At 69.7% G+C, this 22502-nt stretch carries 21 protein-coding genes, 1 pseudogene and 1 riboswitch; of the genes and pseudogenes, 15 read left to right on the top strand and 7 right to left on the bottom strand.

What is annotated here, in order from left to right; all coding sequences use genetic code 11:
- Positions 1-28: 28 nt before the first annotated feature.
- Positions 29-259, bottom strand: a pseudogene (locus tag AC1HFH_RS15900) (phosphatase PAP2 family protein); the annotation flags it as partial.
- A gap of 362 nt (positions 260-621) precedes the next feature.
- A complete protein-coding gene (locus AC1HFH_RS15895) occupies positions 622-1515 on the bottom strand; it encodes a nuclease-related domain-containing protein (protein WP_480243558.1) in 894 nt (297 codons plus the stop codon).
- A gap of 151 nt (positions 1516-1666) precedes the next feature.
- On the opposite strand from AC1HFH_RS15895, the gene AC1HFH_RS15890 reads away from it, so the two are divergent.
- The 7 genes from AC1HFH_RS15890 to gcvP all read left to right on the top strand — a co-directional run bounded on the left by AC1HFH_RS15890 (position 1667) and on the right by gcvP (position 8720).
- Positions 1667-2251: a CDP-alcohol phosphatidyltransferase family protein gene (locus AC1HFH_RS15890; RefSeq protein WP_480243557.1), complete on the top strand. Its 585-nt coding sequence runs from the start codon at positions 1667-1669 to the stop codon at positions 2249-2251.
- A 48-nt stretch (positions 2252-2299) separates the two neighbouring features.
- Positions 2300-2698, top strand: a complete 399-nt coding sequence (gcvH, locus tag AC1HFH_RS15885) for a glycine cleavage system protein GcvH (RefSeq protein WP_480243556.1) — start codon at positions 2300-2302, stop codon at positions 2696-2698.
- A gap of 171 nt (positions 2699-2869) precedes the next feature.
- A complete protein-coding gene (gene odhI, locus AC1HFH_RS15880; protein ID WP_480243555.1) occupies positions 2870-3355 on the top strand; it encodes an oxoglutarate dehydrogenase inhibitor Odhl in 486 nt (161 codons plus the stop codon).
- 70 nt (positions 3356-3425) lie between these two features.
- Complete coding sequence (gene ftsR, locus AC1HFH_RS15875; RefSeq protein ID WP_480243554.1) at positions 3426-4190, top strand: transcriptional regulator FtsR; 765 nt, start codon at positions 3426-3428, stop codon at positions 4188-4190.
- A gap of 127 nt (positions 4191-4317) precedes the next feature.
- Positions 4318-4788: a bifunctional nuclease family protein gene (locus AC1HFH_RS15870; RefSeq protein ID WP_480243553.1), complete on the top strand. Its 471-nt coding sequence runs from the start codon at positions 4318-4320 to the stop codon at positions 4786-4788.
- 264 nt (positions 4789-5052) lie between these two features.
- The gene (locus AC1HFH_RS15865) at positions 5053-5610 is read left to right on the top strand and encodes a MerR family transcriptional regulator (protein ID WP_480243552.1); all 558 of its coding nucleotides are present in this window, start codon (positions 5053-5055) and stop codon (positions 5608-5610) included.
- Positions 5611-5664: 54 nt separating this feature from the next.
- Positions 5665-5763, top strand: a riboswitch (glycine riboswitch).
- Between the two features lie 146 nt (positions 5764-5909).
- A complete protein-coding gene (gcvP, locus tag AC1HFH_RS15860) occupies positions 5910-8720 on the top strand; it encodes an aminomethyl-transferring glycine dehydrogenase (RefSeq protein WP_480243551.1) in 2811 nt (936 codons plus the stop codon).
- Positions 8721-8736: 16 nt separating this feature from the next.
- Here gcvP and AC1HFH_RS15855 read toward each other — a convergent pair whose 3' ends face one another.
- The 3 genes from AC1HFH_RS15855 to AC1HFH_RS15845 all read right to left on the bottom strand — a co-directional run bounded on the left by AC1HFH_RS15855 (position 8737) and on the right by AC1HFH_RS15845 (position 11315).
- Positions 8737-10389 (bottom strand): vWA domain-containing protein, encoded by a 1653-nt coding sequence (locus AC1HFH_RS15855; RefSeq protein ID WP_480243550.1) that lies wholly within the window; start codon positions 10387-10389, stop codon positions 8737-8739.
- A 99-nt stretch (positions 10390-10488) separates the two neighbouring features.
- Positions 10489-10731: a WhiB family transcriptional regulator gene (locus tag AC1HFH_RS15850; RefSeq protein WP_480247867.1), complete on the bottom strand. Its 243-nt coding sequence runs from the start codon at positions 10729-10731 to the stop codon at positions 10489-10491.
- A gap of 38 nt (positions 10732-10769) precedes the next feature.
- On the bottom strand, positions 10770-11315 hold the full coding sequence (locus AC1HFH_RS15845; RefSeq protein ID WP_480243549.1) for an HNH endonuclease: 546 nt from the start codon (positions 11313-11315) through the stop codon (positions 10770-10772).
- Between the two features lie 619 nt (positions 11316-11934).
- Between AC1HFH_RS15845 and AC1HFH_RS15840 the strand changes: the two genes are divergently transcribed.
- The 5 genes from AC1HFH_RS15840 (at position 11935) to AC1HFH_RS15820 (ending at position 15823) form a co-directional block, all read left to right on the top strand.
- Complete coding sequence (locus AC1HFH_RS15840; RefSeq protein WP_480243548.1) at positions 11935-14115, top strand: malate synthase G; 2181 nt, start codon at positions 11935-11937, stop codon at positions 14113-14115.
- A 206-nt stretch (positions 14116-14321) separates the two neighbouring features.
- On the top strand, positions 14322-14624 hold the full coding sequence (locus AC1HFH_RS15835; RefSeq protein WP_480243547.1) for a hypothetical protein: 303 nt from the start codon (positions 14322-14324) through the stop codon (positions 14622-14624).
- Between the two features lie 57 nt (positions 14625-14681).
- Complete coding sequence (locus AC1HFH_RS15830) at positions 14682-14873, top strand: hypothetical protein (RefSeq protein ID WP_480243546.1); 192 nt, start codon at positions 14682-14684, stop codon at positions 14871-14873.
- A gap of 86 nt (positions 14874-14959) precedes the next feature.
- The gene (locus AC1HFH_RS15825) at positions 14960-15280 is read left to right on the top strand and encodes a hypothetical protein (RefSeq protein WP_480243545.1); all 321 of its coding nucleotides are present in this window, start codon (positions 14960-14962) and stop codon (positions 15278-15280) included.
- A 174-nt stretch (positions 15281-15454) separates the two neighbouring features.
- Positions 15455-15823, top strand: coding sequence for a YybH family protein (locus tag AC1HFH_RS15820; protein WP_480243544.1), 369 nt, complete (start codon positions 15455-15457; stop codon positions 15821-15823).
- Between the two features lie 16 nt (positions 15824-15839).
- Here the strand turns inward: AC1HFH_RS15820 and AC1HFH_RS15815 are convergent, their stop codons facing one another.
- Positions 15840-16193, bottom strand: a complete 354-nt coding sequence (locus AC1HFH_RS15815) for a winged helix-turn-helix transcriptional regulator (RefSeq protein ID WP_480243543.1) — start codon at positions 16191-16193, stop codon at positions 15840-15842.
- Between the two features lie 96 nt (positions 16194-16289).
- Here AC1HFH_RS15815 and AC1HFH_RS15810 point away from each other — a divergent pair, with 96 nt between their 5' ends.
- Complete coding sequence (locus AC1HFH_RS15810) at positions 16290-16934, top strand: NADPH-dependent F420 reductase (protein ID WP_480243542.1); 645 nt, start codon at positions 16290-16292, stop codon at positions 16932-16934.
- A 46-nt stretch (positions 16935-16980) separates the two neighbouring features.
- Here the strand turns inward: AC1HFH_RS15810 and AC1HFH_RS15805 are convergent, their stop codons facing one another.
- Positions 16981-17664 (bottom strand): TVP38/TMEM64 family protein, encoded by a 684-nt coding sequence (locus tag AC1HFH_RS15805; RefSeq protein WP_480247866.1) that lies wholly within the window; start codon positions 17662-17664, stop codon positions 16981-16983.
- A 597-nt stretch (positions 17665-18261) separates the two neighbouring features.
- On the opposite strand from AC1HFH_RS15805, the gene AC1HFH_RS15800 reads away from it, so the two are divergent.
- Positions 18262-20160: a methylmalonyl-CoA mutase family protein gene (locus tag AC1HFH_RS15800; protein WP_480243541.1), complete on the top strand. Its 1899-nt coding sequence runs from the start codon at positions 18262-18264 to the stop codon at positions 20158-20160.
- Positions 20160-22415, top strand: coding sequence for a methylmalonyl-CoA mutase (gene scpA, locus AC1HFH_RS15795; RefSeq protein ID WP_480243540.1), 2256 nt, complete (start codon positions 20160-20162; stop codon positions 22413-22415). The genes AC1HFH_RS15800 and scpA overlap by 1 nt, the downstream gene beginning before the upstream one ends.
- Positions 22416-22502 lie beyond the last annotated feature (87 nt).

The following is a 22502-nucleotide window of genomic DNA, read 5'->3' as shown; positions in this document are numbered from 1 at the left end:
CGCCCAGGACGTCGGTCGGGTGGTGGTAGCCGAGTTCGGCCATCCCGGCGGTCACCGGGACGAGCAGCACCGCCGTGGCGCACAGCACCGCGGCGCGGGCCCGGCGCCGGTCGATCAGGCAGGCGAAGGTGACCGTCACCGCGACCAGGTGCACGGTGTGCCCGCTGGGGTAGGCGAGATAGTCGTCCAGCGGGCGCTGCCACCACGGTTTGAGCACCCACGTGTTGATGGCCACCGCCGCCTCCGGGGCGAGCAGCATCGTCGCGGCCCGCCACCATCGGCGCTGCGCGGCGAACCACAGCACCGCCGCGCCGAGCAGAGCCAGGACGACGGGGCTGTTGCTGGGTGCGACCAGAACCTTCGCGAGCCCCGGAGTCAGTGCGGCGGTGACCGGATCGCTCACCAGGCGATCGACGTCGGCCGGCCCGCCGTCCGCGGGAAATGTCGACGGCACAGCGGCAGTGACGGCGGCGGCGCAGCCCACCGTGGTGACGCGGACGACCCTCGGATGGGGCACGGGAGGGGCGAGCACGCGGCCGACGATACCCATCTGTGGCCGACAGCCGGGGCCGGTCGTGCGCCGCGGCGACTCCGCGGCTCGGCCGCATGTATTGGGCTGGATCAGGCCGGGCCGTAGGTGAGGACGGCGGTGATCACGAACCACAGCACCCAGGCGACCGCGACGAGAATCCCGGCGGCCAGGGTCAGCCGGAGCAGGGCCCGGCCGATGTGCAGATCCCCCGACACCCGCGGGTACAGCCGCCACGGGCTGTACCAGGGGGCCACCAGCGGCGACCCGGAGCGAGCCTCCTGTTCGAGGCGGGCCATCTCCTCGGCGTAGGCCTCGGCCTGGGCCTGGGCCGGTCCGCCGTGCCACAGGGTGACCTCGATCGGGCCCAGGAACCCCTCGTTGAGCAGATCCTGCGGGGCGGGCAGGTACGGCAGGATTCCCATCGCCCGGAAGGCGACCGCGACATCGTTGGCGGTCCACAGATGCGCGCCGCGGCCGGCCAGGGCGTCGAAGTACTGCCGCAGCCGTTCCGGATTCTCCGTGATGACCACGTCGAAGCTCGGATCGTGCCAGTCCTGGTGGACGCGCAGATCGCTGCCGGGCGGCGGCACCACGACGCCGAGGCCGTGCACGGCCCGCTGGCCCAGGCCGTTCTCCGCGAGCCAGTCCTGCAGGGCGAAGGTGTGCTCGCGGGACCGCTCGAGCGGGTTGAGCTTGTGCACGCCGGCGAGTGCGGCCGGCTCCCCGGAGACGGTCCACGGTCCGTTCAGCGGGATCTCCAGGACGCCGCTCTGCGGCCGGGTCAGTGCCTCGGCCTCGATCACCACGATTCCGGTGGGTGTCCAGATCACGGCGTCGAAGGTCTCCAGCCGATCCCGGTGGAACAGCGAGCAGTTGACGGTGGCGACACCGTGCGGGCTCGCAGGGTCCTTCCAGGTGCGCAGCCAATCGACCAGCGCCCGCTCGGCATCGGTACCTGCGGCATTCTGGACGCGTACGAGCATTGGCGACCGCCCTTCACGTCGACACTCGACGACTACCGAGCCTACTGGATCCGGCATCGAATCCGCTCCGCCGCAGTGTGTTCGGCGTGTCCTGTGGTGGACGGCCGGGGGCGGATGGCGCCGGTGCGGCCCGGTGCGGTAAGCACGGGTCGTGCCAACCGACAGTGACCGTATCCTGACCGTGCCGAATGTGCTCAGCGTCATCCGGCTGGCGGGCGTCCCGCTCTTCCTGTGGCTGCTGCTGGTGCAGCACGCCGACGGATGGGCCTTCACGTTGCTGATCCTGATCGGTGTGACGGACTTCCTGGATGGGAAGCTCGCCCGGTTGCTGGATCAGGCCTCGCGGCTCGGGGCGATGCTGGATCCGTTCGTCGACCGGGTCTTCCTGGTGACGACACTGCTCGCCTTTGCGGCCCGGGACCTGCTCCCGTGGTGGGTGGCGGTCCTGCTGATCGGCCGGGATGTGCTGCTCACCGTGACGCTTACGGTGTACAAACGCCGTGGCCTGCCGCCGCCGGACGTGATCTACCTGGGCAAGGCGGCCACGTTCGCCCTGATGTCGGCGCTACCGTGGTTGCTGGCGGGCGAGCTGTCCTGGGCCGGGGCCGGGTTCGCCCGGGCGTTCGGCGCGGCGCTACTGGTCTGGGGAACCGCGTTGTACGTCTGGACCGGGGCCTTGTACACGGGGAAGGCGGTCGCGGTGGCTCGAACGACACCGCCTGTGCCGCACCGGTAGAGCCAGCCGATAGTCTTGGCGGCAACCGCCACGACGAAAGGACACCCAGTGACCGGCACCCCGGAGGATCTGCGATACACCGAAGAGCACGAATGGGTGCGCCCGACCGGCCCGGGGACGGTCCGGGTGGGGATCACCGACTACGCTCAGTCTCAGCTCGGTGACGTTGTGTTCGTGCAGTTGCCGGACGTGGATCGGAAGGTCACGGCCGGGGAAGGGATCGCCGAGGTGGAGTCCACCAAGAGCGTTTCCGATATCTACGCCCCGCTGGGCGGGAAAATCGTTGCGGTCAACGAAGATCTGGTTTCGGCGCCGGAAACGCTGAACAGCGATCCGTACGAGGCCGGCTGGCTGTTCGACCTCGCTGTGGATGCCGGAGCGGATCTCGATTCGGTGCTGGGGAATCTGCTGGATGCCGCCGGTTATCGGGCAGTTACCGAGGGCTGACCCGGCCTTCCGGGTTCTACCTGCACGGGAACGTCCCGGCAGGGTACGGTCAAAGCCAAGCGGATACGTCGGGGATTCGGCACCGGATCGGTCGGTGCGCATCACGCCTGTCGTGTCGGGCAACGCAGCACCTGCTTGCATGGATAATCAGGTTCGAGGAGGAGAGAAACGGTGAGCGAGAACAAAGACCCGGGTTACGGGGAGACCGCGGCCGAGACGACGTCGGTCTTCCGCGCGGACTTCCTCAACGAGGTCGACGCGTCACGCTCCGGAGAGCCGACCGGCGAGCCGCCGGTTCAAGGGGTCGAGGGTCTGCCGGTCGGCGCGGCCCTGCTGGTGGTCAAGCGCGGACCGAATGCCGGCTCGCGGTTCCTGCTCGATCAGCCGACCACCTCGGCCGGTCGTCACCCCGACAGTGACATCTTTCTCGACGACGTCACCGTCAGCCGTCGGCACGCGGAGTTCCGGCAGGACGACAACTCGTTCCAGGTGGTGGATGTCGGCAGCCTGAACGGCACCTATGTCAACCGGGAGCCGGTGGATTCGTCGGCGCTGCAGAACGGGGACGAGGTCCAGATCGGCAAGTTCCGGCTGGTGTTCCTCACCGGACCGCGTTCGCAGGTGAACGAGACGTCGACGGGCGCGGGTTCGCTGTGACCCGATCGGTGCCGGTTCCGCGGAAGGGCGCGGTGCGGTGACCGGGGCGGCGCAGTGGGCACGCGGAGGTATGTCGATCGGCTCCGTGCTCGACCTGCTGCGTCCGGACTTCCCGGATGTGACGATCTCGAAGATTCGCTTTCTGGAATCCGAAGGGTTGATCCGTCCGGAACGGACGCCGTCGGGGTACCGGCGCTTCTCGGTGGCCGACTGTGAACGTCTGCGGTTCGTGCTGACCGCACAGCGCGACCAGTATCTGCCGTTGAAGGTGATCAAGGAACAACTCGAGGCGATCGACAGCGGCGCGGCGACCCTGGGAGTGCGGGAAGCGCGCAAGCGTACCCGCATACCGCGGGAGGCGGTCGAGGCCGCGCCGTCCGGCGCGGCCGGCGGATCCGCCGCACCGCGCCGGTTGGGGGTGGTGCCCGGGGAGGTGACCTCCGCGGAGTTCCGGCTCGACCACGAGGTCCGGCGCACTCGCGCGGACCTGCTCGAGGCCGCCGGTATCGATGACCGGTTCCTCGACGATCTGATCCGGGCGAATCTGATCGTCCCGGACCACGGGGGGCGATTCGACGACGATGCGGTGACACTCGCCCGCACCGCCGCCGCCCTGGCGGAATTCGGCCTGGAGGCCCGGCATCTGCGGGCCTTCAAGCTGGCGGCCGACCGGGAGGCGGCCCTGGTGGCCCAGATCGCCGCGCCCATCGCCAAGAGCCGCGATGTCGACGCCCGGGCGCGGGCGGAGGAGACGGTCCGCGAACTCGCGGCACTGTCGTTGAACCTGCATGCTGCACTGGTGAAGACGTCGGTTCGCAACCAGCTCGGCGGCTGACCGGAGATCGACACGGCGTTGCGAGCGCTGCGGGCTCGTTGCGCGTGGGCGAATTCGCCTAGACTCGTGGGTACAGGCGCGCCGGGTAGCGGTCCTGCCGGCGCGCAGGCGTTAGGGAGGCAGTGCGATGAGCGAGATGCGCGTGATCGGCATCAGGGTCGAGCAGCAGAATCAGCCCGTGCTGCTGCTGCGTGAGGCGGACGGGGAGCGGTATCTGCCGATCTGGATCGGCCAGACGGAGGCCACCGCGATCGTGCTGGAACAGGAAGGCGTGACGCCGGCCCGGCCGTTGACCCACGACCTCATCAAGATCCTGATCGCGGATCTGGGGCACACCTTGAAGGAAGTCCGGATCGTCGATCTGCAGGAGGGCACCTTCTACGCCGATCTGGTGTTCGACGGCGACGTGCGGATCTCGGCCCGGCCGTCGGATTCGGTGGCCATCGCATTGCGGGTGGGCTGTCCGATCTTCGCCGACGAGGCCGTGCTGGCCGAAGCCGGCCTGGTGATTCCCGATGAACGTGAGGACGAGGTCGAGAAGTTCAAGGAATTCCTCGAGTCTGTTTCACCGGACGATTTCAAGGCGACCGACAGCTGACCCACGCCCGGAACCTACACCTGAAGTAGAGGTCGAGAGAATCGCCGGTCGTGGTGCTTGGTTCTTGTGGCGTCGGCCCGCGACAATGGTCGGGAGTAGTCTCGATGAACCGGGGATCGGTCCGCCGATGGGCCGCTTCCGGCGGGGCCGGACGGCCGTGAAGTTGTTCGCCGTTCTGCCCCGCGAACGGTCGGTGCCGGTGTCCCTACGGGAACCGGCGCACAAGTGACGAAGCCGGACAGTCGCCAGAGCAAGGAGTGGTCAGTGGCAGAGCAATCGCAGGATGCGGTACAGCCTGGCTTGTTCCCGGACGACTCGGTGCCCGACGACCTGGTCGGCTACCGGGTGCCGAGCGCATGCCAGGTCGCCGGAATCACGTACCGTCAGCTGGACTACTGGGCGCGTACCGGCCTGGTCGTGCCGTCGATTCGCAGCGCTGCCGGTTCGGGCAGCCAGCGGCTCTATTCGTTCAAGGACATCCTGGTCCTGAAGATCGTCAAGCGGCTGCTGGATGCTGGCATCTCGTTACAGAACATCCGGATCGCGGTGGATCACCTCCGCAGCCGGGGAGTCGAGGATCTCGCCGGGATCACGCTGTTCTCCGACGGCACCTCGGTCTACGAGTGCACCTCGCCCGAGGAAGTGGTGGATTTACTGCAGGGCGGGCAGGGCGTGTTCGGGATCGCGGTGAGCGGTGCCATGCGGGAGTTGACCGGCGCGATCGCCGATTTCCCGGCCGAGCGGGCCGCCGAGACCGCCGACCGTCCGGAGGACGAGCTGGCGTACCGGCGCAAGGCCCGGATGAACCGTAAGACCGGCTAGGTAGCGCCCCGCGAGTACGACTCGCGCGCCCGGCAGCTTAGACTGGGGGTGCGTCGCCGCCGTGCGGGAGAGTTCCGGGTTCGCCGAACCCGGGCGCCGAAGGAGCAGCACCTCCCCGTCAATCTCTCAGGCAACAGGGACCGTACGGGGATTCGACGCCTCTGGAAAGCGGTGGCCGAGCCACCCGCCCACGGGGAAAGGGACCGGTTTCCGGCCCGAATCTCTCAGGCGCCACGACAGAGGGGGAGGGCACGCCCCGTCGGCCGATCCCGGCCGGCCCGCCCGACCTTGGAGCTGCCGTGACCCGCTCGTTCGCCGAACGCCACATCGGACCCGATGCTGCCGAACTCGCCCGGATCCTGGCGACCGTCGGCGTCGACTCGCTCGAGGCGCTCGCCGAGCGCGCACTGCCCGCGAGCATCCTGGACGAGTCCGGACTCGAGGCATTGCCCGCACCCGTAGGGGAGCACGCCGCCCTCGGCGAACTGTCCGAACTCGCCGCTGCCGACACCGTCGCCACCTCGATGATCGGGCTGGGGTACTACGACACCCTCACCCCGCCGGTGCTGGTTCGCAACATCTTGGAGAATCCGGCCTGGTACACCGCCTACACGCCGTATCAGCCGGAGATCAGCCAGGGCCGGCTGGAAGCGCTGCTGAACTTCCAGACGATGGTCGGCGATCTGACCGGCATGGCCGTCGCGAACGCGTCGATGCTGGACGAGGCGACCGCCGCCGCCGAAGCCGTGACCCTGATGCACCGGGCCGCCAAGTCGGGTTCGGCCCGGGTGGTCGTCGATGCCGACCTGTTCCCGCAGACCAAGACCATCATCGGTACCCGCGCCGAGCCGCTGGGTATCGAGGTGGTCGAGGCGGACCTGACCGGCGGGGTCCTGCCCGAGGGCGAGTTCTTCGGTGTGGTGGTCCAGCTGCCCGGCGCCTCCGGCCGGATCGTCGACTGGTCCGCGGTGATCGCAGCCGCCCATGAGCGGGGCGCGCTCGTCGCGGCCGGTGCCGATCTGCTGGCACTGACCCTGATCACTCCGCCCGGTGAGCTCGGCGCCGATGTCTGCTTCGGCACCACCCAGCGGTTCGGCGTCCCGATGGGCTTCGGCGGCCCGCACGCCGGATATCTCGCGGTCCGGGACGGTTTCGCGCGGCAACTGCCCGGCCGCCTCGTCGGGGTCTCCCGCGATGCGGACGGTACCCCGGCGTACCGCCTGGCCTTGCAGACCCGGGAACAGCACATCCGCCGCGAGCGCGCCACCTCCAACATCTGTACGGCTCAGGTGCTGCTGGCCATTCTGGCCGGCATGTATGCGAGCTACCACGGGGCCGACGGGCTCCGGGCGATCGCCCGCCGGGTACATGCGCACGCCGCTGCGATCGCGACCGGGCTGGGTGCCGCCGTGGTACACGACGACTTCTTCGATACGGTGCTCGCCCATGTCCCCGGTGGCGCGGAAGCCGTGGTGGCGAAGGCGAAGGCTCGCGGCATCAATCTGCGCCTGGTGGATGCGGACCATGTCGGCATCGCCTGCGACGAGGCCACCACCGACGAGCATGTCGCCGCCGTTCTGGAATCCTTCGGCACCACGATCACCCCGGATGCCGCCCGCCCGGCGCCCGCCGGGTCCATCGAGACCCGGACCTCGGAGTACCTCACCCATCCGGCGTTCCATCGCTACCGCACCGAGACGGCCATGCTGCGCTATCTGCGGTCGCTGGCCGACAAGGACATCGCCCTGGACCGCAGCATGATCCCGCTCGGATCGTGCACCATGAAGCTCAATGCCACCGCCGAGATGGCCGCGATCACCTGGCCCGGTTTCGCCCGGCTGCATCCCTACGCACCCGACGCGGACAGCACGGGCCTGCGCACCCTGATCGGCGACCTGGAACGCTGGCTCGCCGAGATCACCGGATACGACGCGGTCAGCCTGCAACCGAATGCCGGTAGCCAGGGTGAGTACGCGGGCCTGCTCGCGATCCGCCGCTACCACCTCGATCGCGGCGACCACCATCGCGACACCTGCCTGATCCCGTCCAGCGCACACGGCACCAACGCGGCTTCGGCCGCCATGGCCGGCCTGCGCGTCGAAGTGGTCAAATGCCGCGACAACGGCGATATCGATCTGGACGATCTGCGCGCGAAGATCGCCGATCACGCCGAGCGGCTCGCCTGCATCATGATCACCTATCCGTCCACCCACGGTGTCTACGAGCACGAGGTCGCCGATCTGTGCGCACTCGTGCACGATGCCGGTGGCCAGGTCTACGTCGACGGCGCGAACCTGAACGCGCTCGTCGGGCTGGCCCGGCCGGGTCGGTTCGGCGGCGATGTCAGCCATCTGAACCTGCACAAGACGTTCTGCATCCCGCACGGCGGTGGCGGTCCCGGAGTGGGGCCGGTCGCGGTGCGGTCGCATCTGACCGAGTACCTGCCGGGCGATCCCCTGGCAGCCGGTTCGCATGCGGTATCGGCGGCGAACTACGGTTCCGCCTCGATCCTGCCGATCACCTGGGCCTACATCCGGATGATGGGGGCGCCCGGCCTGCGTCGCGCCACCCTCGCGGCCATCGCCTCGGCCAACTATCTGGCGCGGCGCCTGGATCCGTACTTCCCGGTGCTCTACACCGGCGACAACGGCATGGTGGCCCACGAGTGCATCCTCGACCTGCGGGCGATCACCAAGAACACCGGTGTCACCGTGGACGACGTGTCCAAGCGGCTCGCCGACTACGGATTCCACGCGCCGACCATGAGTTTCCCCGTCGCCGGCACGCTCATGGTCGAGCCGACCGAGAGCGAGAACCTCGAGGAACTGGACGCGTTCGTCGAGGCGATGATCGCGATCCGCGCCGAGATCGACCAGGTCGCCGCCGGTACCTGGCCGGTCACCGACAACCCGCTGCGCGGCGCTCCGCACACCGCCGCCTGCCTGGTCGGCGAGTGGGACCACCCGTACAGCCGCGAGACCGCGGTGTACCCGCTGGGGCTGGGTGGTTCCCGCGCCAAGGTGTGGCCTGCGGTCCGCCGGATCGACGGTGCCTTCGGCGACCGCAACCTGGTCTGCAGCTGCCCGCCTCTGGACACCTACACCGACTGATCGGTGTGCAGCCCGATCACGGTGTCGTGAGGGCGTCGACCACGGCGGTGCCGAAGGCGAGGTCGTCGGTGGTCGCCGACTGCCGGTAGGTGCCGCCGGTCTGCTCGGCGACGGTGCGCAGGGTCGGGCTGTCTGCGCCGCCCAGCACGATGACGTCGACGCGCACCGGCTGTGCGGCGTCGCCCGCGGCCGTGATCGCGTCGATCAGGTCGGCCCCGGTGAGCTCGGAGTCGTCCTCGGGACCGTCGGTGATCAGCAGGACGGTGTTCGTGCGTCCGGCCGCGGGCTCCGCGACGGCCGCACGGTAGGCGGCCACCAGGCTGGGGTAGGCCCGGTCGGCGGCCACGTCGTCCGGTTCGAGTGCGGTGACGGCGGTGCCGGCGGCGGCCCGGTGATCGTCGGTGAGTTCGGCGGTGGGCACCACGATCTCGTACGGGGTGGTGCCGTCCAGGTCCTTGCCGAATCTCCAGAGACCGAAGCCGAATTCGGGTGGCATCACGGTCAGGGTCGACGCCACGGCGGCCGCGGCGTTGCCCAGCCGGGTCCCGCTGCCTTCGGCGGTGCCCATGGATGCGGAGACGTCCAGGAGGACGGTGGCCTGGACCCCGAGGACCGGGTTGTCGATGGTCTGCTGCACGGTGGTGAGGGTGGCGCGGTCGGGGACGGCGGCCGGGGCCGCTGCGGGGGGACCGAAACCGCGTCCGTCGAGGTCGTCGAGCTGCTCGGGGGTACGGAGGAAATCGGCGAACCGGGAGGCGATCAGGTTCTCGGTCTCGTCGACCCAAGGGCCGGAGAACAGTGCCGCGGGAAAGTCCGCCACCGGTGCCGCGCCGAGTGGAACGTAGGTGGTGAGCCCGGCAGCCCGGGCCTGCTGCTCGGTCGCGGGCGCGGCATGTACCGGTGCGGCCGGGTCGGCGCTCACGGCGCCCAGGTCGGCCGCCGCGGGAGCCCCGGCAGCCACCCCGGAGATCGCCGCGACCGCCTGGCCGGTGGCGGCGGCCGCCTCGGTCAGCGGATCCGCCCCGGTGACACTCGAACCGACCGCTGCCGCGACGGCGAGGGTGGCGTCACCGGGCGGCAGGACGAGTCCCAGCGCACCCCACTCGGGTAGCCCGAGATCGGCGAGCGAGCCCTGCTGCAGCCGGGGCAGCGCATCCCAGCTGGTCTCCGCGTCCGCGAGGGCGGCACGCAGCGGCTCGGGGACTGCGAGCCCGATGGGGCTGGTCGCCACCGAGGCGGGAATGCCCTGAATCAGGCCGGGCACCCGCATCGCCTCGATGGAGCGGCCGGAATCGGCGATCCACAGCCCCGGCTGCGGTCCGAGTGCCGGATCCCAGCCCTGGTTCGCGGTGAAACCGGCCACCACCGCTGCCGACGGCTGCACCGTGACCGCGACCGAGGCGCAGTGGTCGCGGACTCGCGGTGCAGTGGCGTTGTACCGGTCGGCCGCCGCCTGCACCCAGGGCGCGATCGCGGGATCGGCGGTCACCGCCAGGGTGGCCTCCCCTTCGAGACAAGCGGCCGCGGCGGCGGAATCCGTGCGGTCCGCCCGGTTGCCGAGCTGGATCCAGGCCAGCACGAGCAATGCCGCCACCGCCACCGCTGCAACGGCGATCACCGGGCCCTTGCTGATTCCACGTGCACGGCTGCCGCTGCGATGACTTCCCACGGCGAGCCAGTGTAAGGACGCGGCGCGGTCCCGGCACCCGGCGGCCGGTCGGTGGTGCCGAATGACCGGCCGCCGGGAATCCGCGGCACCGCGGATCGGTCAGTCCCGGATGATGCGCCCGCGATCGAACTCGTGCCCGCCCCACACCCCGGACTGCCCGGTCCGGGTCGCGAAGTCGGCACAGGCCGTCCGGATCGGGCAGCCTGCGCAGATCCGCCGCGCATAGTCGAAATCCTCGGACGGGTACGGGAACCACGCCTCGTGGTTCGTATCGCCGCGGCACGCCGCCCGGTGCCACTCCCGGGAATCCGAGAGCGGGAGCAGTTCGGCCAGAGTGGTCATCATCGGGGGCTCTCCTCTCCTGCGGGTGGTTCGTTCGATCAGCCGGCGGCCAGGTGTCGCCAGATGCGGCGCTGCCGCCGAGCGAGTGGGTCGGGTGCCTTCGGCTCCCAGAGCAGGCGCATACCGGCCTCCTCCGGGGTGCGGTCGGCCTTGCTGTGGTTGCACGGGGCACAACTGGCGATCAGGTTCTCCCAGGTGTTGGGCCCACCCCGGCTGCGCGGGCGGATGTGGTCGACGGTGTGTGCCCACCCGGCGCAGTACCCGCAACGGTGCTTGTCCCGCCGCAGCACCGCCGGCAGGGTGGCCCGGCTGTCGTCGCCGATCCGGGTGACATGTTCGAGGTACACGTAGCGCCGCAGCCGGACGGTGTCGGGCACCATGAGCTCGAGCCACTGCGAACGCACCGGAACCCGCGGCGTCCGGTCGATCACTGATTCGGCGGCGCCGGTGATGAGCAGCACGATCGCGCGGTCGGCGGTCACCTCGTCGAGGGCCTCGTAGCTTGCGTTGAGCACCAGTACCCGGTGCTGCATCCAGTCGTGCGGTGGTGGTGGAACATTTTCGACGGCAGCGGACAACGTCATGGGAATCCCCCGTTTGTGCGGATGAGAAATCGAACACCGGCGGAATTGCCGGTGGATGGAACAGGGAAAGCCGGTCAGGCGCGCAGTGCGCGACCGGACTGCTCAGGGCGGTCGCCGCAGCACCGGTTGCGGAACGTGATCGATTGCGCCGGGGCATGTTTCGGATACCCGGGCATCGTGTGACGGCAGTGCACGGCCGACCTCCTTTCCCCGGTCTCGTCGCTGTCCACCGGGGATGTCCGCCCGGTGGAAAAACAATGGTTCCACACCCGGGCGGAATTGTCGGCCGATTATTTCGCGGTACACCGGCAGGGGTCGATGCCGGCGCCGGTGGCCGGGTGGCCGACGTCATGACCGCGCCTGCCCGGAGCAGAGGTCCGGGTCGGTAGAGTAGGTGCCGCTCCACCGGCAAGCATGGGTGCACGGCCGTCCCCGCCGACTCGCGGTCCGACGTGTGCCTGCCGCGCCGAGCGCGCCGATCGGGTGCGCGGCGTGGTGCGGGGTGCGGCGGAATGCGCCGCGGCCGCGCAGCGTTGACCCGACGCACGATGTCGCAACTACCCACCGGTAACATGACATCGTCTTTCCCTACCGGCTTTCTCGAAAAGTGAGGCAGTACATGACAGAGCGGATTCAGGTCGGCGGGCTCCAGGTGGCCGGCGTTCTCCACGACTTCGTCGAGAACGAAGCGCTCCCGGGTACCGGCGTGGACTCCGCCGCGTTCTGGGCCGGTGCCGAGCAGGTCATCAACGATCTGGCGCCGCGTAACCGTGCTCTGCTGGCCGAACGCGACGAGATCCAGGGCAAGATCGACGCCTGGCACACCGCGAACCCCGGCACCGGCTACGACAAGGCCGCCTACAAGAACTTCCTGACCGAGCTCGGCTACCTGCGCCCGGTGCCCGGTGACTTCACCATCGGCACCGAGAACGTCGATGCCGAGATCGCCACCACCGCCGGCCCGCAGCTGGTCGTGCCGGTCTCCAACGCGCGATTTGCGATCAACGCCGCCAATGCCCGCTGGGGCTCGCTCTACGACGCGCTGTACGGCACCGATGCCATCTCCGAGGAGAACGGCGCCGAGAAGGGCACCGGCTACAACAAGGTGCGTGGTGACAAGGTCATCGAATGGGCGCGCAACTTCCTCGACGATGCGGTCACCCTGATCACCGGCTCGCACATCGGTTCCACCTCCTACAAGATCGTCGACGGTGAGCTCGAGGTCGGCCTGGAGGACGGTACCGAGATCGGTCTGGCCGATCCGTCGCAGCTGGTCGGATACCTGGGTGATCCGGCAGCCCCGACCTCTGTGCTGCTGAAGCACAACGGGCTGCACATCGAGATCCAGATCGATGCGTCCTCGCCGGTCGGTTCCACCGACACCGCCGGTGTCAAGGATGTGGTCCTGGAGTCCGCGGTCACCACGATCATGGACTTCGAGGATTCGGTCGCCGCGGTCGACGCCGAGGACAAGACCGCCTGCTACCGCAACTGGCTGGGCCTGATGCGCGGCACCCTCGCCGAGGAGGTCACCAAGGGCGGCAAGACCTTCACTCGCACCATGAACCCGGACCGCACCTACACCGCCCTCGACGGCTCCGAGCTGACCCTGCACGGCCGGTCGCTGCTGTTCGTGCGCAACGTCGGGCACCTGATGACCTCCGACGCCATCCTCGACGCCGAGGGCAACGAGGTGCCCGAAGGCATCATGGACGGTCTGATCACCTCGCTGATCGCCATCCACTCGCTCAACGGCAACAATGAGCGGGCCAACACCCGCACCGGCTCGGTGTACATCGTGAAGCCGAAGATGCACGGCCCCGACGAGGTCGCGTTCACCGACGAGCTGTTCGGCCGGATCGAGGACGTGCTGGGGCTGACCCGTAACACCCTCAAGGTCGGCATCATGGACGAGGAGCGCCGCACCACGGTCAACCTGGCCGCCTGCATCCAGGCCGCGTCCGACCGGGTCGTGTTCATCAACACCGGGTTCCTGGACCGCACCGGCGACGAGATCCACACCTCCATGGAGGCCGGTCCGATGGTCCGCAAGGCCGAGATGAAGACCCAGCAGTGGATCCTGTCCTACGAGGACTGGAACGTCGACACCGGCCTGGCCAAGGGCCTGCCCGGCAAGGCGCAGATCGGCAAGGGCATGTGGGCCATGCCCGACCTGATGAAGGGCATGCTGGAGCAGAAGATCGGCCAGCCCAAGGCCGGCGCCAACACCGCCTGGGTGCCCTCGCCGACCGCCGCCACCCTGCATGCCACCCACTACCACCAGGTGGACGTGTTCAAGCGGCAGGCCGAGATCGCCAAGGGCGGCGCCCGCGCGAACGTCGACGAGATCCTGCAGATCCCCCTGGCCCAGAACACCGACTGGACCGACGAGGAGAAGCGGCAGGAGCTGGACAACAACTCCCAGGGCATCCTCGGCTACGTGGTCCGCTGGATCGACCAGGGGGTCGGCTGCTCCAAGGTGCCCGACATCTTGGACGTCGGGCTGATGGAGGACCGCGCCACCCTGCGCATCTCCAGCCAGCTGATGGCCAACTGGCTGCGGCACGGCGTGGTCACCGAAGCTGACGTGATCGCCAGCCTGGAGCGGATGGCCCCGGTCGTCGACCGGCAGAACGCCGGCGATCCGACCTACCGCCCCATGGCGCCCGACTTCGCCGGCAGCGTCGCCTTCCAGGCCGCCAAGGAACTGGTCCTCGAAGGGACGAAGCAGCCGAACGGCTACACCGAGCCGATCCTGCACCGCCGCCGTCGTGAGGCCAAGGCACTGGCGCGCGTGTAGTCCGCGCACGTCTCACTGAGCCCCCGGCCGGATCGTTCCGGCCGGGGGCTTCCCGTATCCGGGCAGTGCCGTCCTGCGGGTGACATCGCCGGTGCCCGGCCGCTGTGCACCGGGCCCGCCGGCGACGAGTCACGGTGGGGTGTAGCGCCGCTGCCGGGGTAGACCGGGGCCGCGGCGGACGTCTGCCGGGTGTGACAATTGCCGGCATGACTGGTCGCGCGCCACGGAACTGGTCGATGTCGATGGGGGCGGTGGCGTGTACCGGCGTTCTCGGCGCGCTGCTGCTCGCCTGGACCCAAGCCAGTGCTGCCGATCTGACGGTAGGGCTGGTCGCCGTAGTGCTGCTGGCCGTGGCCGGCCTGGGAGTCGTGGTGCTCGGCCCGATCGGCCTGGCGCGCCACCGCGCATTCGGTCCGGTGGCGGCGGCCGCGTCGAGCGTCGTCGTGGGCATAGCGGTGCTGTGGAGCGACGCCGGAGAGCGCATCGGGTGGGCCCTGTCCGAACAGTAGTTCACTACCGCCGCGCGCGACTGTCCGGCCGGCGCGGATGATATCCGCTACGGGCTGATGCAGGTGAGCTCGGTGGCCGCCGTCGACGGTGCATGCCTGTTCCACCTGAACGGTCTCGGTACCACCGGGCCGGCCCACTTTCCCGCAGGCGTCCACGTGCCCGAAGGCCCGCCGGCGCCGTACCGGTACGCCTACGAACCGTACGACGGCCGGTGGTACACGTTTTCGATGCCCAACATGGCCGGGTGAGCAGCCCGGGTGCCGGCGTCCGGCGGCAGGGCTTCGATTCCTTTTGCTCGTACTGGTGGTCGGTGGCCAGGGTTAGGATGGTCGCCATGAACCTGGAGACCCGAGTGGCCAACCTCGAGGACCTGATCGTCACCAAGGCGGGTCGGAGTGAGCTTGCGGATGTGCGCAGCGAGGTCTTACGGGTCGAATCGAAGGTCGATCGGAACCATGCCGCGGTTATCGAGGAGATCGGTAGCTTCCGGGCGGAGGTGAATGAGCGGTTCGCCGAGGTGAATGAGCGGTTCGCGGAGGTGAATGAGCGGTTCACCGAGGTGAATCAGAAGCTGGACGACCAGGGCAAGATGCTGGAGCAGCACGGCACGATGCTGGAGGCGATCGCCAGGGCGCTGAAGGTCGACGTGGCGTAGCCGCAAGGACCTATCGGATCCGACTCGAAGACGACGCCCGGCCGGACTTCCGGCCGGGCGTCGCGCTGCTGTCAGTGGGCCACGTGCCCGGTCACCACCAGGTGGGCCACGCCGCCGAACCTGTCGGTGCGCCTGGCTACGGTTGACCGCATCGACCTGAGCAAGGGGGTTGCGATGCCCGGCAACAGTATTCACCACGAACCCGCCCGGACGCCCGAGGATCTGGGGCGGCTGGTCGTCGAGCGCCTGAACACCGGTGATCTCGACGGACTGGTGGCTCTCTACGAACCCGGCGCCGTGCTTGCGCTGCCCGACGGCGTGATGGCCGCGGGGCGGGCACAGATTCGTGCCGCATACGCCGAGCTGCTGGCCGTTCGGCCGGTCTTCGCCCCCGGCGCCGCGCGCCCGACCCTGCGCGCCGGCGAACTCGCCCTCACCTCGGTACTCCTGCCCGACGGTGCGAGCGCCACCGCCGAGGTGGCCCGCCGCCAGCCGGACGGTACCTGGCTGTGGGTCCTCGATCAGCCGAATGCGCTCGGCTGACCGGGGTCGCCGGTGATCAGGTGTCGTCCTGCGCGGCCAGCAGGGCGTCACCGTGCTCGGCTACCCACGTGGCGAGCGCTTGCATCGGTCCTTCGGCGAGGCTGGTGCCCAGACCGGTCAATCCGTACTCCACCCGGGGCGGCGCCTGTGCGTAGCGGCGCCGCTCGATCAGTCCTCGGTGGAGGAGGCGGTGCAAGGCCTCGGTGAGCGCTTTGTCGCTGATGCCACCGACTCGCAGGCGCAGCTCACGGCGGCGCAGTGGCCCGTCGTACAGGGCGGCGAGCACCACCGGATCCCAGGTGTGGGTGAACAGGTCGGTCGCCGCCCGCAGCCGGCAGTCGGCGACCCACTCGTCGCGGCCCTCGCTCATCGTACGATCTTCACCCACCCGTTTCGCACCGATCGGTGTGTATCGGATTCCCTACCGTAGCCCCTGGATCGGCAGCTACGACAAGAAGGAGCCGTAATGAACATCGGGATTCTCGGAACGGGGATGCTGGCCGCCGCGCTCGGCGGACGGTGGGCGCGCGCCGGGCATGAGATCGCCGTCGCCGGGCGCGCACCGGATAAGGCGCGGGATCTCGCAGCACAGCTGGGCGGAAGGGCCGTCCCGGCGCGAGCGGCGGTAGCAGATGCCGAGGCAGTCCTGCTGGCAGTGACCTGGAGCGGGATCCCGGACATATTGGACGCCGCGGGCGCACCGAGCGGTTCCTTGTCGGGTGCCACCCTGATCGACCCGACCAACGCGATGGAACACGGTATCGGTGTGCTGCAGACGCCGGCCGGGACGTCCGGTGCCGAACAGCTGGCCGGGCTTGCTCCCGGCGCACACGTGGTCAAGGCCTTCCACCTCTTCCCGGCGACCCAGTGGACCGACCCCGGAGCCGCACCGGTGGTCGTTGCGATGTGCGGAGACGATTCCGGAGCACTGCACATCACCGAGAAACTGGTGCGCGACGCCGGAGCCGAGCCTGCGGTGCTGGGCGGCCTCGACCGCGCTCGACAACTGGAGGAAGCGGCCGGTTTCGCCATCGGACTCGCCTTCCGGGGCGTGAACCCGGTCGCAGCCGTTCCGCACGTCCCGGTGCCCGCTGCCATCGCAGCATCGTAGCGGCGCGGCTGCGTACCTGGGGTGATCGCGGCCGGTCGCCGAGCATTCAGGATCGTGCAGCCGCCCGGCCGGCGCCGCTGCCGTCCACGGGCGGGATGGGGAGGCGGGCGTCGAGCACGAGGCCCACTGCTCCGAGGAGCAGACCGAGGCCGGAGACGACGAGGGCGGCGGGATGGGTGCCGCCGGTCAGAGCGTCGGCGAGAACGACGGTGGTGATGGTGCCGGGGGCGGAGCCGACGACAGTGGCGACGATATACGGCCACAAGCGCACGGTGGACAAGCCACAGCAGTAGTTGACGACGGAGAACGGCGCCACCGGGATCAACCGGATCGAACCGACCGCCAGCCAGCCGCGGCGCGCCAGCCGCGCGTCGATGGTGGCGACGGCGGGGTGGTCGAGGAACCGGGCGACCCGGTGGCGTCCGATGCTGCGGACCAGCTGCAGCGCGAGTCCGGCACTGACGGCCGTCGCGGACAGTGCGACGAGCACACCCACCCAGGGGCCGAAAAGCACCCCGCTGGTCACGGTCAACACGGTGCGGGGGACCGGCGCTACCGCAACGAGTGAATAGAACACGAAGTAGGCGATCGGCAACATCGGACCGAGCGAACCGGCCCAGTCCTGGATCTGCCGCGGCGTCGGCAACGGCACCAGGTACGCCGCCAGAAACAGCAACGCCGCACCACACAGCAACGCGGCAACCCGCTGCGCCCGCGTCATCCGCCCCAGCGCGCCGGAACCACCCCGGCCCGACGCCTCCCGGACCGCCGGGGACTCTGTAGGTGCAGGGGCGACGCGGGGCGGGTTGCTGTGTTCGGTGGCGGCGGTCGCTGTGCTGCCGCCCTCAGCCGCTGCAGAATCGAGGCGGCCCCGGTCGCTGTGCCCGATAGCGCTACCTCCATCGTCGTGTGACCGGTCCGTGTGGGGCCCGGGCCCTTCGGTCCGCCACTCGGTCGCCTCGCTCCCGCGCTGTGTCGCCGCAGGATCGAAGTGGGGCCGGTCGCCGTGTCCGATGGCGCCGCCTCCGGCGGCGCGTGACCGGCCCCCAGGGTGCCTCGGGCCTTCACTCCGCCGGTCGGTCGCTTCGCTCCCTCCCGCTGTCGCTGCAGGGCCGAGGCGGGGCCGCTCACTGTGCACCGCGCGAGTGTACCGGCGAGTAGGGGATCGGCCGAAGGTTGTACACGGCGTCCCAGTTAGCATCGTTGTGACAAGAGAAGAACTCGTGCGCCGAAAATTGTCGCCGACCTTGCACCTGAGGTGGCGGACTTTTCGGAGGACGGCAGCACACGATGGTGTCGTCGTCGAGGGGAAGAGAGAACAGCAGCGATGCCGAATGGTTCAGAATCCGGCGCCTCGGTCGCGCCGGATCCGGTGCCCGAATACGCGGGATGGCGTAAGGGCGTGGCAGGGGTGCTGGCGAAGACCAGGAAGGTCGACCCCGAGAATCCGCCTGCCGAGCCCGAGCGTCTGCTCGAACAGACCACCTACGACGGGCTGACCGTCGCGCCGCTCTACACCCGGCGCGACGAGGTGCCGGAACGTCCGTTGCCCGGTGCCTTCCCCTTCGTCCGCGGCGCCACCGCACAGGGCGCGCTGCGCGGCTGGTGTGTCGCGGCTCGCTACGGCGCATCGCCCGCCGCTGCCGCCGAGCTCAACCGGCAGCTCCTCGACGGGTTGAACAACGGGGTCAGCGCCGTCCGGCTGGTGGTCGGTGCCGGCGCCGTGCCGGTGCCGGACCTCGGCGAGGTGCTGTCGGGCCTGCTGTACGAGCTGGCGCCGCTCACCCTGGAAGCCGGCGCACAGACTCCGGCGGCCGCCGCGGAGATCTTCCGGCTCCTCGACGACTACGACCCCTCCGGAGACCGTGCCGAGATCCGGATCGGGCTCGGCGCCGCACCGCTGTCGGCAGCTTTCGCGGGTACCGAGGACGTGGATCCGGACACTGCGGTGGAACTGGCCTGCCGGGCGGCGGAACGGGCCGAGAAGGTGCGCACGATCACCGTCGACGGCACGGTGTTCCACCGCGCCGGTGCCGCCGACGGACAGGAACTGGGTGCCGCCGTCGCCGCCGGTCTGGAATACCTGCGCGCCCTGACCGCTGCCGGTCTGGACACCGCCACCGCCCTGGGGCAGCTCGAGTTCCGGTTCGCCGCCACCGACGACCAGTTCGCCACCATCGCCAAGTTCCGCGCCGCCCGGCAGCTGTGGGCGCGGGTCGCCCAGGTGTGCGGCGCCCCGGCAGCCGGTGCGGCACCGCAGCATGCGGACACCTCGGCGGCCATGATGACCCAGCGGGATCCGTGGGTGAACCTGCTGCGCACCACCCTCGCCGCCTTCGGTGCCGGAGTCGGTGGCGCGGACTCGGTCACCGTGGCCCCCTTCGATTCGGCGCTGCCGCCGGACGAACTCGGGGTATCACGGTCCTTCGCGGACCGGATGGCCCGCAACACCCAACTGCTGCTGCTGGAGGAATCCCACCTCGGGCACGTCCAGGATCCGGCCGCCGGTTCCTGGTATGTGGAGCAGCACACCGACGATCTCGCCGCAGTCGCCTGGCAGTTCATGCAGGAGATCGAGGCCGCCGGCGGCTACCGCGCCGCGTTGAACTCCGGCCTGCTGGCCGAGCGGATCGCGGCGACGGCCGCGGCCCGCGGCGCCGATGTGGCGCACCGTCGCACCGCGGTGACAGGGGTGAACGAGTTCCCGGACGCCACCGAGAAGCCGCTGTCCGAGCAGGCCCGCGCCCTCGGCACGGACGGACGATACGGCGCCGCATTCGAGGCGCTGCGGAACCGTTCTGATGCCTATCTGGCCGCGCACGGCGCGCGCCCGCAGGCGCTGCTGGTGCCGCTGGGGCCGGTGGCCGAGCACAATGCCCGGACGATCTTCGTGGCGAACCTGCTGGCCTCCGGCGGTATCGACACCACCAACCCGGGCCCGCTGACCCTCGACGAGATCGGCGGTGCCGCCACCGAATCCGGTGCCCCGATCGCCGTGCTGTGCGGTTCGGACGCGCGCTACGGCACGGAGGCGCCGGCCGCGGCGGCCGCCCTGCGCACGGCCGGTGTGGGCACAGTGCTGCTGGCCGGTCCGGCGAAGGCGGTGCAGGGCGCCGGAGAATCGGCGGCCGAGCTCAGCGAGCAGGAGCGCCCCGACGGGTTCCTCACCGCGCGCATCGATGCGGCCGCGGTCCTGTCGGAGCTGCTGGAGAAGGTGGGAGCCTGATGACGACATCCGAGACCCGGGCGAGTACCGCCCCGGGGACTGTCCGTACGGACGAAATCGGCAGCTTCGCCGACATTCCGCTGACCGGCGGTCCCGGCGAGCCGGTGGACGGCGGTACCGCACCGGCCGTGCCGACCGAACCGACCTGGTCCACACCCGAAGGCATCGACGTCGCCCCGGTGTACACGGCCGCCGACCGGGACGCGGTCGTGGCGGCCGGCTACCCGCTGGACAGCGTGCCGGGTATCGCACCGTACGTCCGCGGCCCGTACCCGACCATGTACGTGAACCAGCCGTGGACGATCCGCCAGTACGCGGGCTTCTCCACTGCCGCCGATTCGAACGCCTTCTACCGGCGCAACCTGCAGGCCGGGCAGAAGGGCCTGTCTGTGGCCTTCGACCTGGCCACCCACCGCGGCTACGACTCGGACCATCCGCGGGTGCAGGGTGACGTCGGGATGGCCGGTGTCGCCATCGACTCGATCCTGGACATGCGCCAGCTGTTCGACCACATTCCCCTGGACCAGGTGTCGGTGTCGATGACCATGAACGGCGCGGTGCTGCCGATCCTGGCGCTCTACGTCGTCGCCGCCGAAGAACAGGGCGTGGCGCCCGAACAGCTGGCCGGAACCATTCAGAACGATATTCTGAAGGAGTTCATGGTCCGCAACACCTACATCTACCCGCCGAAGCCCTCGATGCGGATCATCTCCGACATCTTCGCCTACACCAGCGCGAAGATGCCGAAGTTCAACTCGATCTCGATCTCCGGCTACCACATCCAGGAAGCCGGCGCGACCGCCGACCTGGAGCTGGCCTACACCCTGGCCGACGGTGTCGAATACATCCGGGCCGGAATCGATGCCGGGATGGACATCGACAAGTTCGCGCCGCGACTGTCGTTCTTCTGGGCGATCGGCATGAACTTCTTCATGGAGGTCGCCAAGCTGCGGGCCGGCCGGCTGCTGTGGAGCGAGCTGGTGTCGAAGTTCGACCCGAAGAGCCCGAAATCGCTGTCGCTGCGCACCCATTCGCAAACCTCGGGCTGGTCGCTGACCGCCCAGGATGCGTACAACAACGTGGCCCGCACCTGTATCGAGGCGATGGCGGCGACCCAGGGACACACCCAGTCGCTGCATACCAACGCGCTCGACGAGGCGCTCGCGCTGCCGACCGATTTCTCCGCCCGAATCGCCCGCAACACGCAGTTGCTGATCCAGCAGGAGTCGGGCACCACCCGGCCCATCGATCCGTGGGGTGGCTCCTACTACGTGGAGTGGCTGACCCACCAGCTCGCCGAGCGGGCCCGCGCCCATATCGCCGAGGTGGAGGCGCACGGCGGCATGGCGCAGGCCATCTCGGAGGGCATTCCGAAGCTGCGTATCGAGGAAGCCGCGGCCCGCACCCAAGCTCGGATCGACACCGGCCAGCAGCCGCTGATCGGGGTCAACAAATACCAGGTCGAAGAGGACCAGCAGGTCGAGGTACTCAAGGTCGACAACACGTCGGTGCGCGCCGAACAGGTGGAGAAGCTGCGGCAGCTGCGCGCCGACCGCGATCAGGCGGCCGTGGACCGCGCCCTGGCCGAACTGACCCGGGCCGCGGGGTCGGCCGAAGGCGGTATGGCGAACAATCTGCTCGCGCTGGCCATCGACGCCGCCCGCGCCAAGGCCACCGTCGGCGAGATCTCGGATGCCCTGGAAGCGGTGTACGGCCGGCACCAGGCCGAGATCCGTACCCTCTCCGGTGTGTACCGCGACGAAGCAGGCAAGGTCACCAACATCTCCGCAGCCGGCGCGCTGGTCGAGGAGTTCGCCGAGGCGGAGGGCCGCCGCCCTCGCATCCTGGTGGCGAAGATGGGCCAGGACGGCCACGACCGCGGCCAGAAGGTGATCGCCACCGCGTTCGCCGACCTCGGCTTCGATGTGGACGTGGGCCCGCTGTTCCAGACCCCGGAAGAGGTCGCGCAGCAGGCTGCCGACAACGACGTGCACGTCGTCGGGGTGTCGTCGCTGGCCGCCGGCCACCTCACCCTGGTGCCCGCGCTGCGTGCCGCCTTGGCCGAGGTCGGCCGCCCGGACATCATGGTGATCGTCGGTGGCGTCATCCCGCCGGACGACTTCGAGGAGCTGTATGCGGCGGGTGCGGCGGCGATCTTCCCGCCGGGCACCGTGATCGCCGATGCCGCCATCGATCTGCTGCGCAAGCTCGGGGCCGAACTGGGCCACGAACTCGGCGGTGCCGCTGCCGAATGAGCGCTGCGGAGCCCACGGTGCCCGCCCCACCGGTGCGGGTATCCGCCCGGGCTCCGCAGCCGCGCCGAGCCGGGTTCCGTCGCGGCG

The organism is Nocardia sp. KT25-26 (assembly GCF_056627695.1).
This window is presented reverse-complemented; position numbering and strand designations above follow the sequence as displayed.

Excerpts from the sequence above, each read along its gene's own strand:
- AC1HFH_RS15895 (WP_480243558.1), bottom strand. The coding sequence starts at position 1,515 with ATGCTCGTACGCGTCCAGAATGCCGCAGGTACCGATGCCGAGCGGGCG.
- ftsR (WP_480243554.1), top strand. The coding sequence starts at position 3,426 with ATGTCGATCGGCTCCGTGCTCGACCTGCTGCGTCCGGACTTCCCGGAT.
- AC1HFH_RS15870 (WP_480243553.1), top strand. The coding sequence starts at position 4,318 with ATGAGCGAGATGCGCGTGATCGGCATCAGGGTCGAGCAGCAGAATCAG.
- AC1HFH_RS15850 (WP_480247867.1), bottom strand. The coding sequence starts at position 10,731 with ATGACCACTCTGGCCGAACTGCTCCCGCTCTCGGATTCCCGGGAGTGG.
- AC1HFH_RS15845 (WP_480243549.1), bottom strand. The coding sequence starts at position 11,315 with ATGACGTTGTCCGCTGCCGTCGAAAATGTTCCACCACCACCGCACGAC.
- AC1HFH_RS15840 (WP_480243548.1), top strand. The coding sequence starts at position 11,935 with ATGACAGAGCGGATTCAGGTCGGCGGGCTCCAGGTGGCCGGCGTTCTC.
- AC1HFH_RS15835 (WP_480243547.1), top strand. The coding sequence starts at position 14,322 with ATGACTGGTCGCGCGCCACGGAACTGGTCGATGTCGATGGGGGCGGTG.
- AC1HFH_RS15830 (WP_480243546.1), top strand. The coding sequence starts at position 14,682 with ATGCAGGTGAGCTCGGTGGCCGCCGTCGACGGTGCATGCCTGTTCCAC.
- AC1HFH_RS15825 (WP_480243545.1), top strand. The coding sequence starts at position 14,960 with ATGAACCTGGAGACCCGAGTGGCCAACCTCGAGGACCTGATCGTCACC.
- AC1HFH_RS15820 (WP_480243544.1), top strand. The coding sequence starts at position 15,455 with ATGCCCGGCAACAGTATTCACCACGAACCCGCCCGGACGCCCGAGGAT.
- AC1HFH_RS15815 (WP_480243543.1), bottom strand. The coding sequence starts at position 16,193 with ATGAGCGAGGGCCGCGACGAGTGGGTCGCCGACTGCCGGCTGCGGGCG.
- AC1HFH_RS15810 (WP_480243542.1), top strand. The coding sequence starts at position 16,290 with ATGAACATCGGGATTCTCGGAACGGGGATGCTGGCCGCCGCGCTCGGC.
- AC1HFH_RS15800 (WP_480243541.1), top strand. The coding sequence starts at position 18,262 with ATGCCGAATGGTTCAGAATCCGGCGCCTCGGTCGCGCCGGATCCGGTG.
- scpA (WP_480243540.1), top strand. The coding sequence starts at position 20,160 with ATGACGACATCCGAGACCCGGGCGAGTACCGCCCCGGGGACTGTCCGT.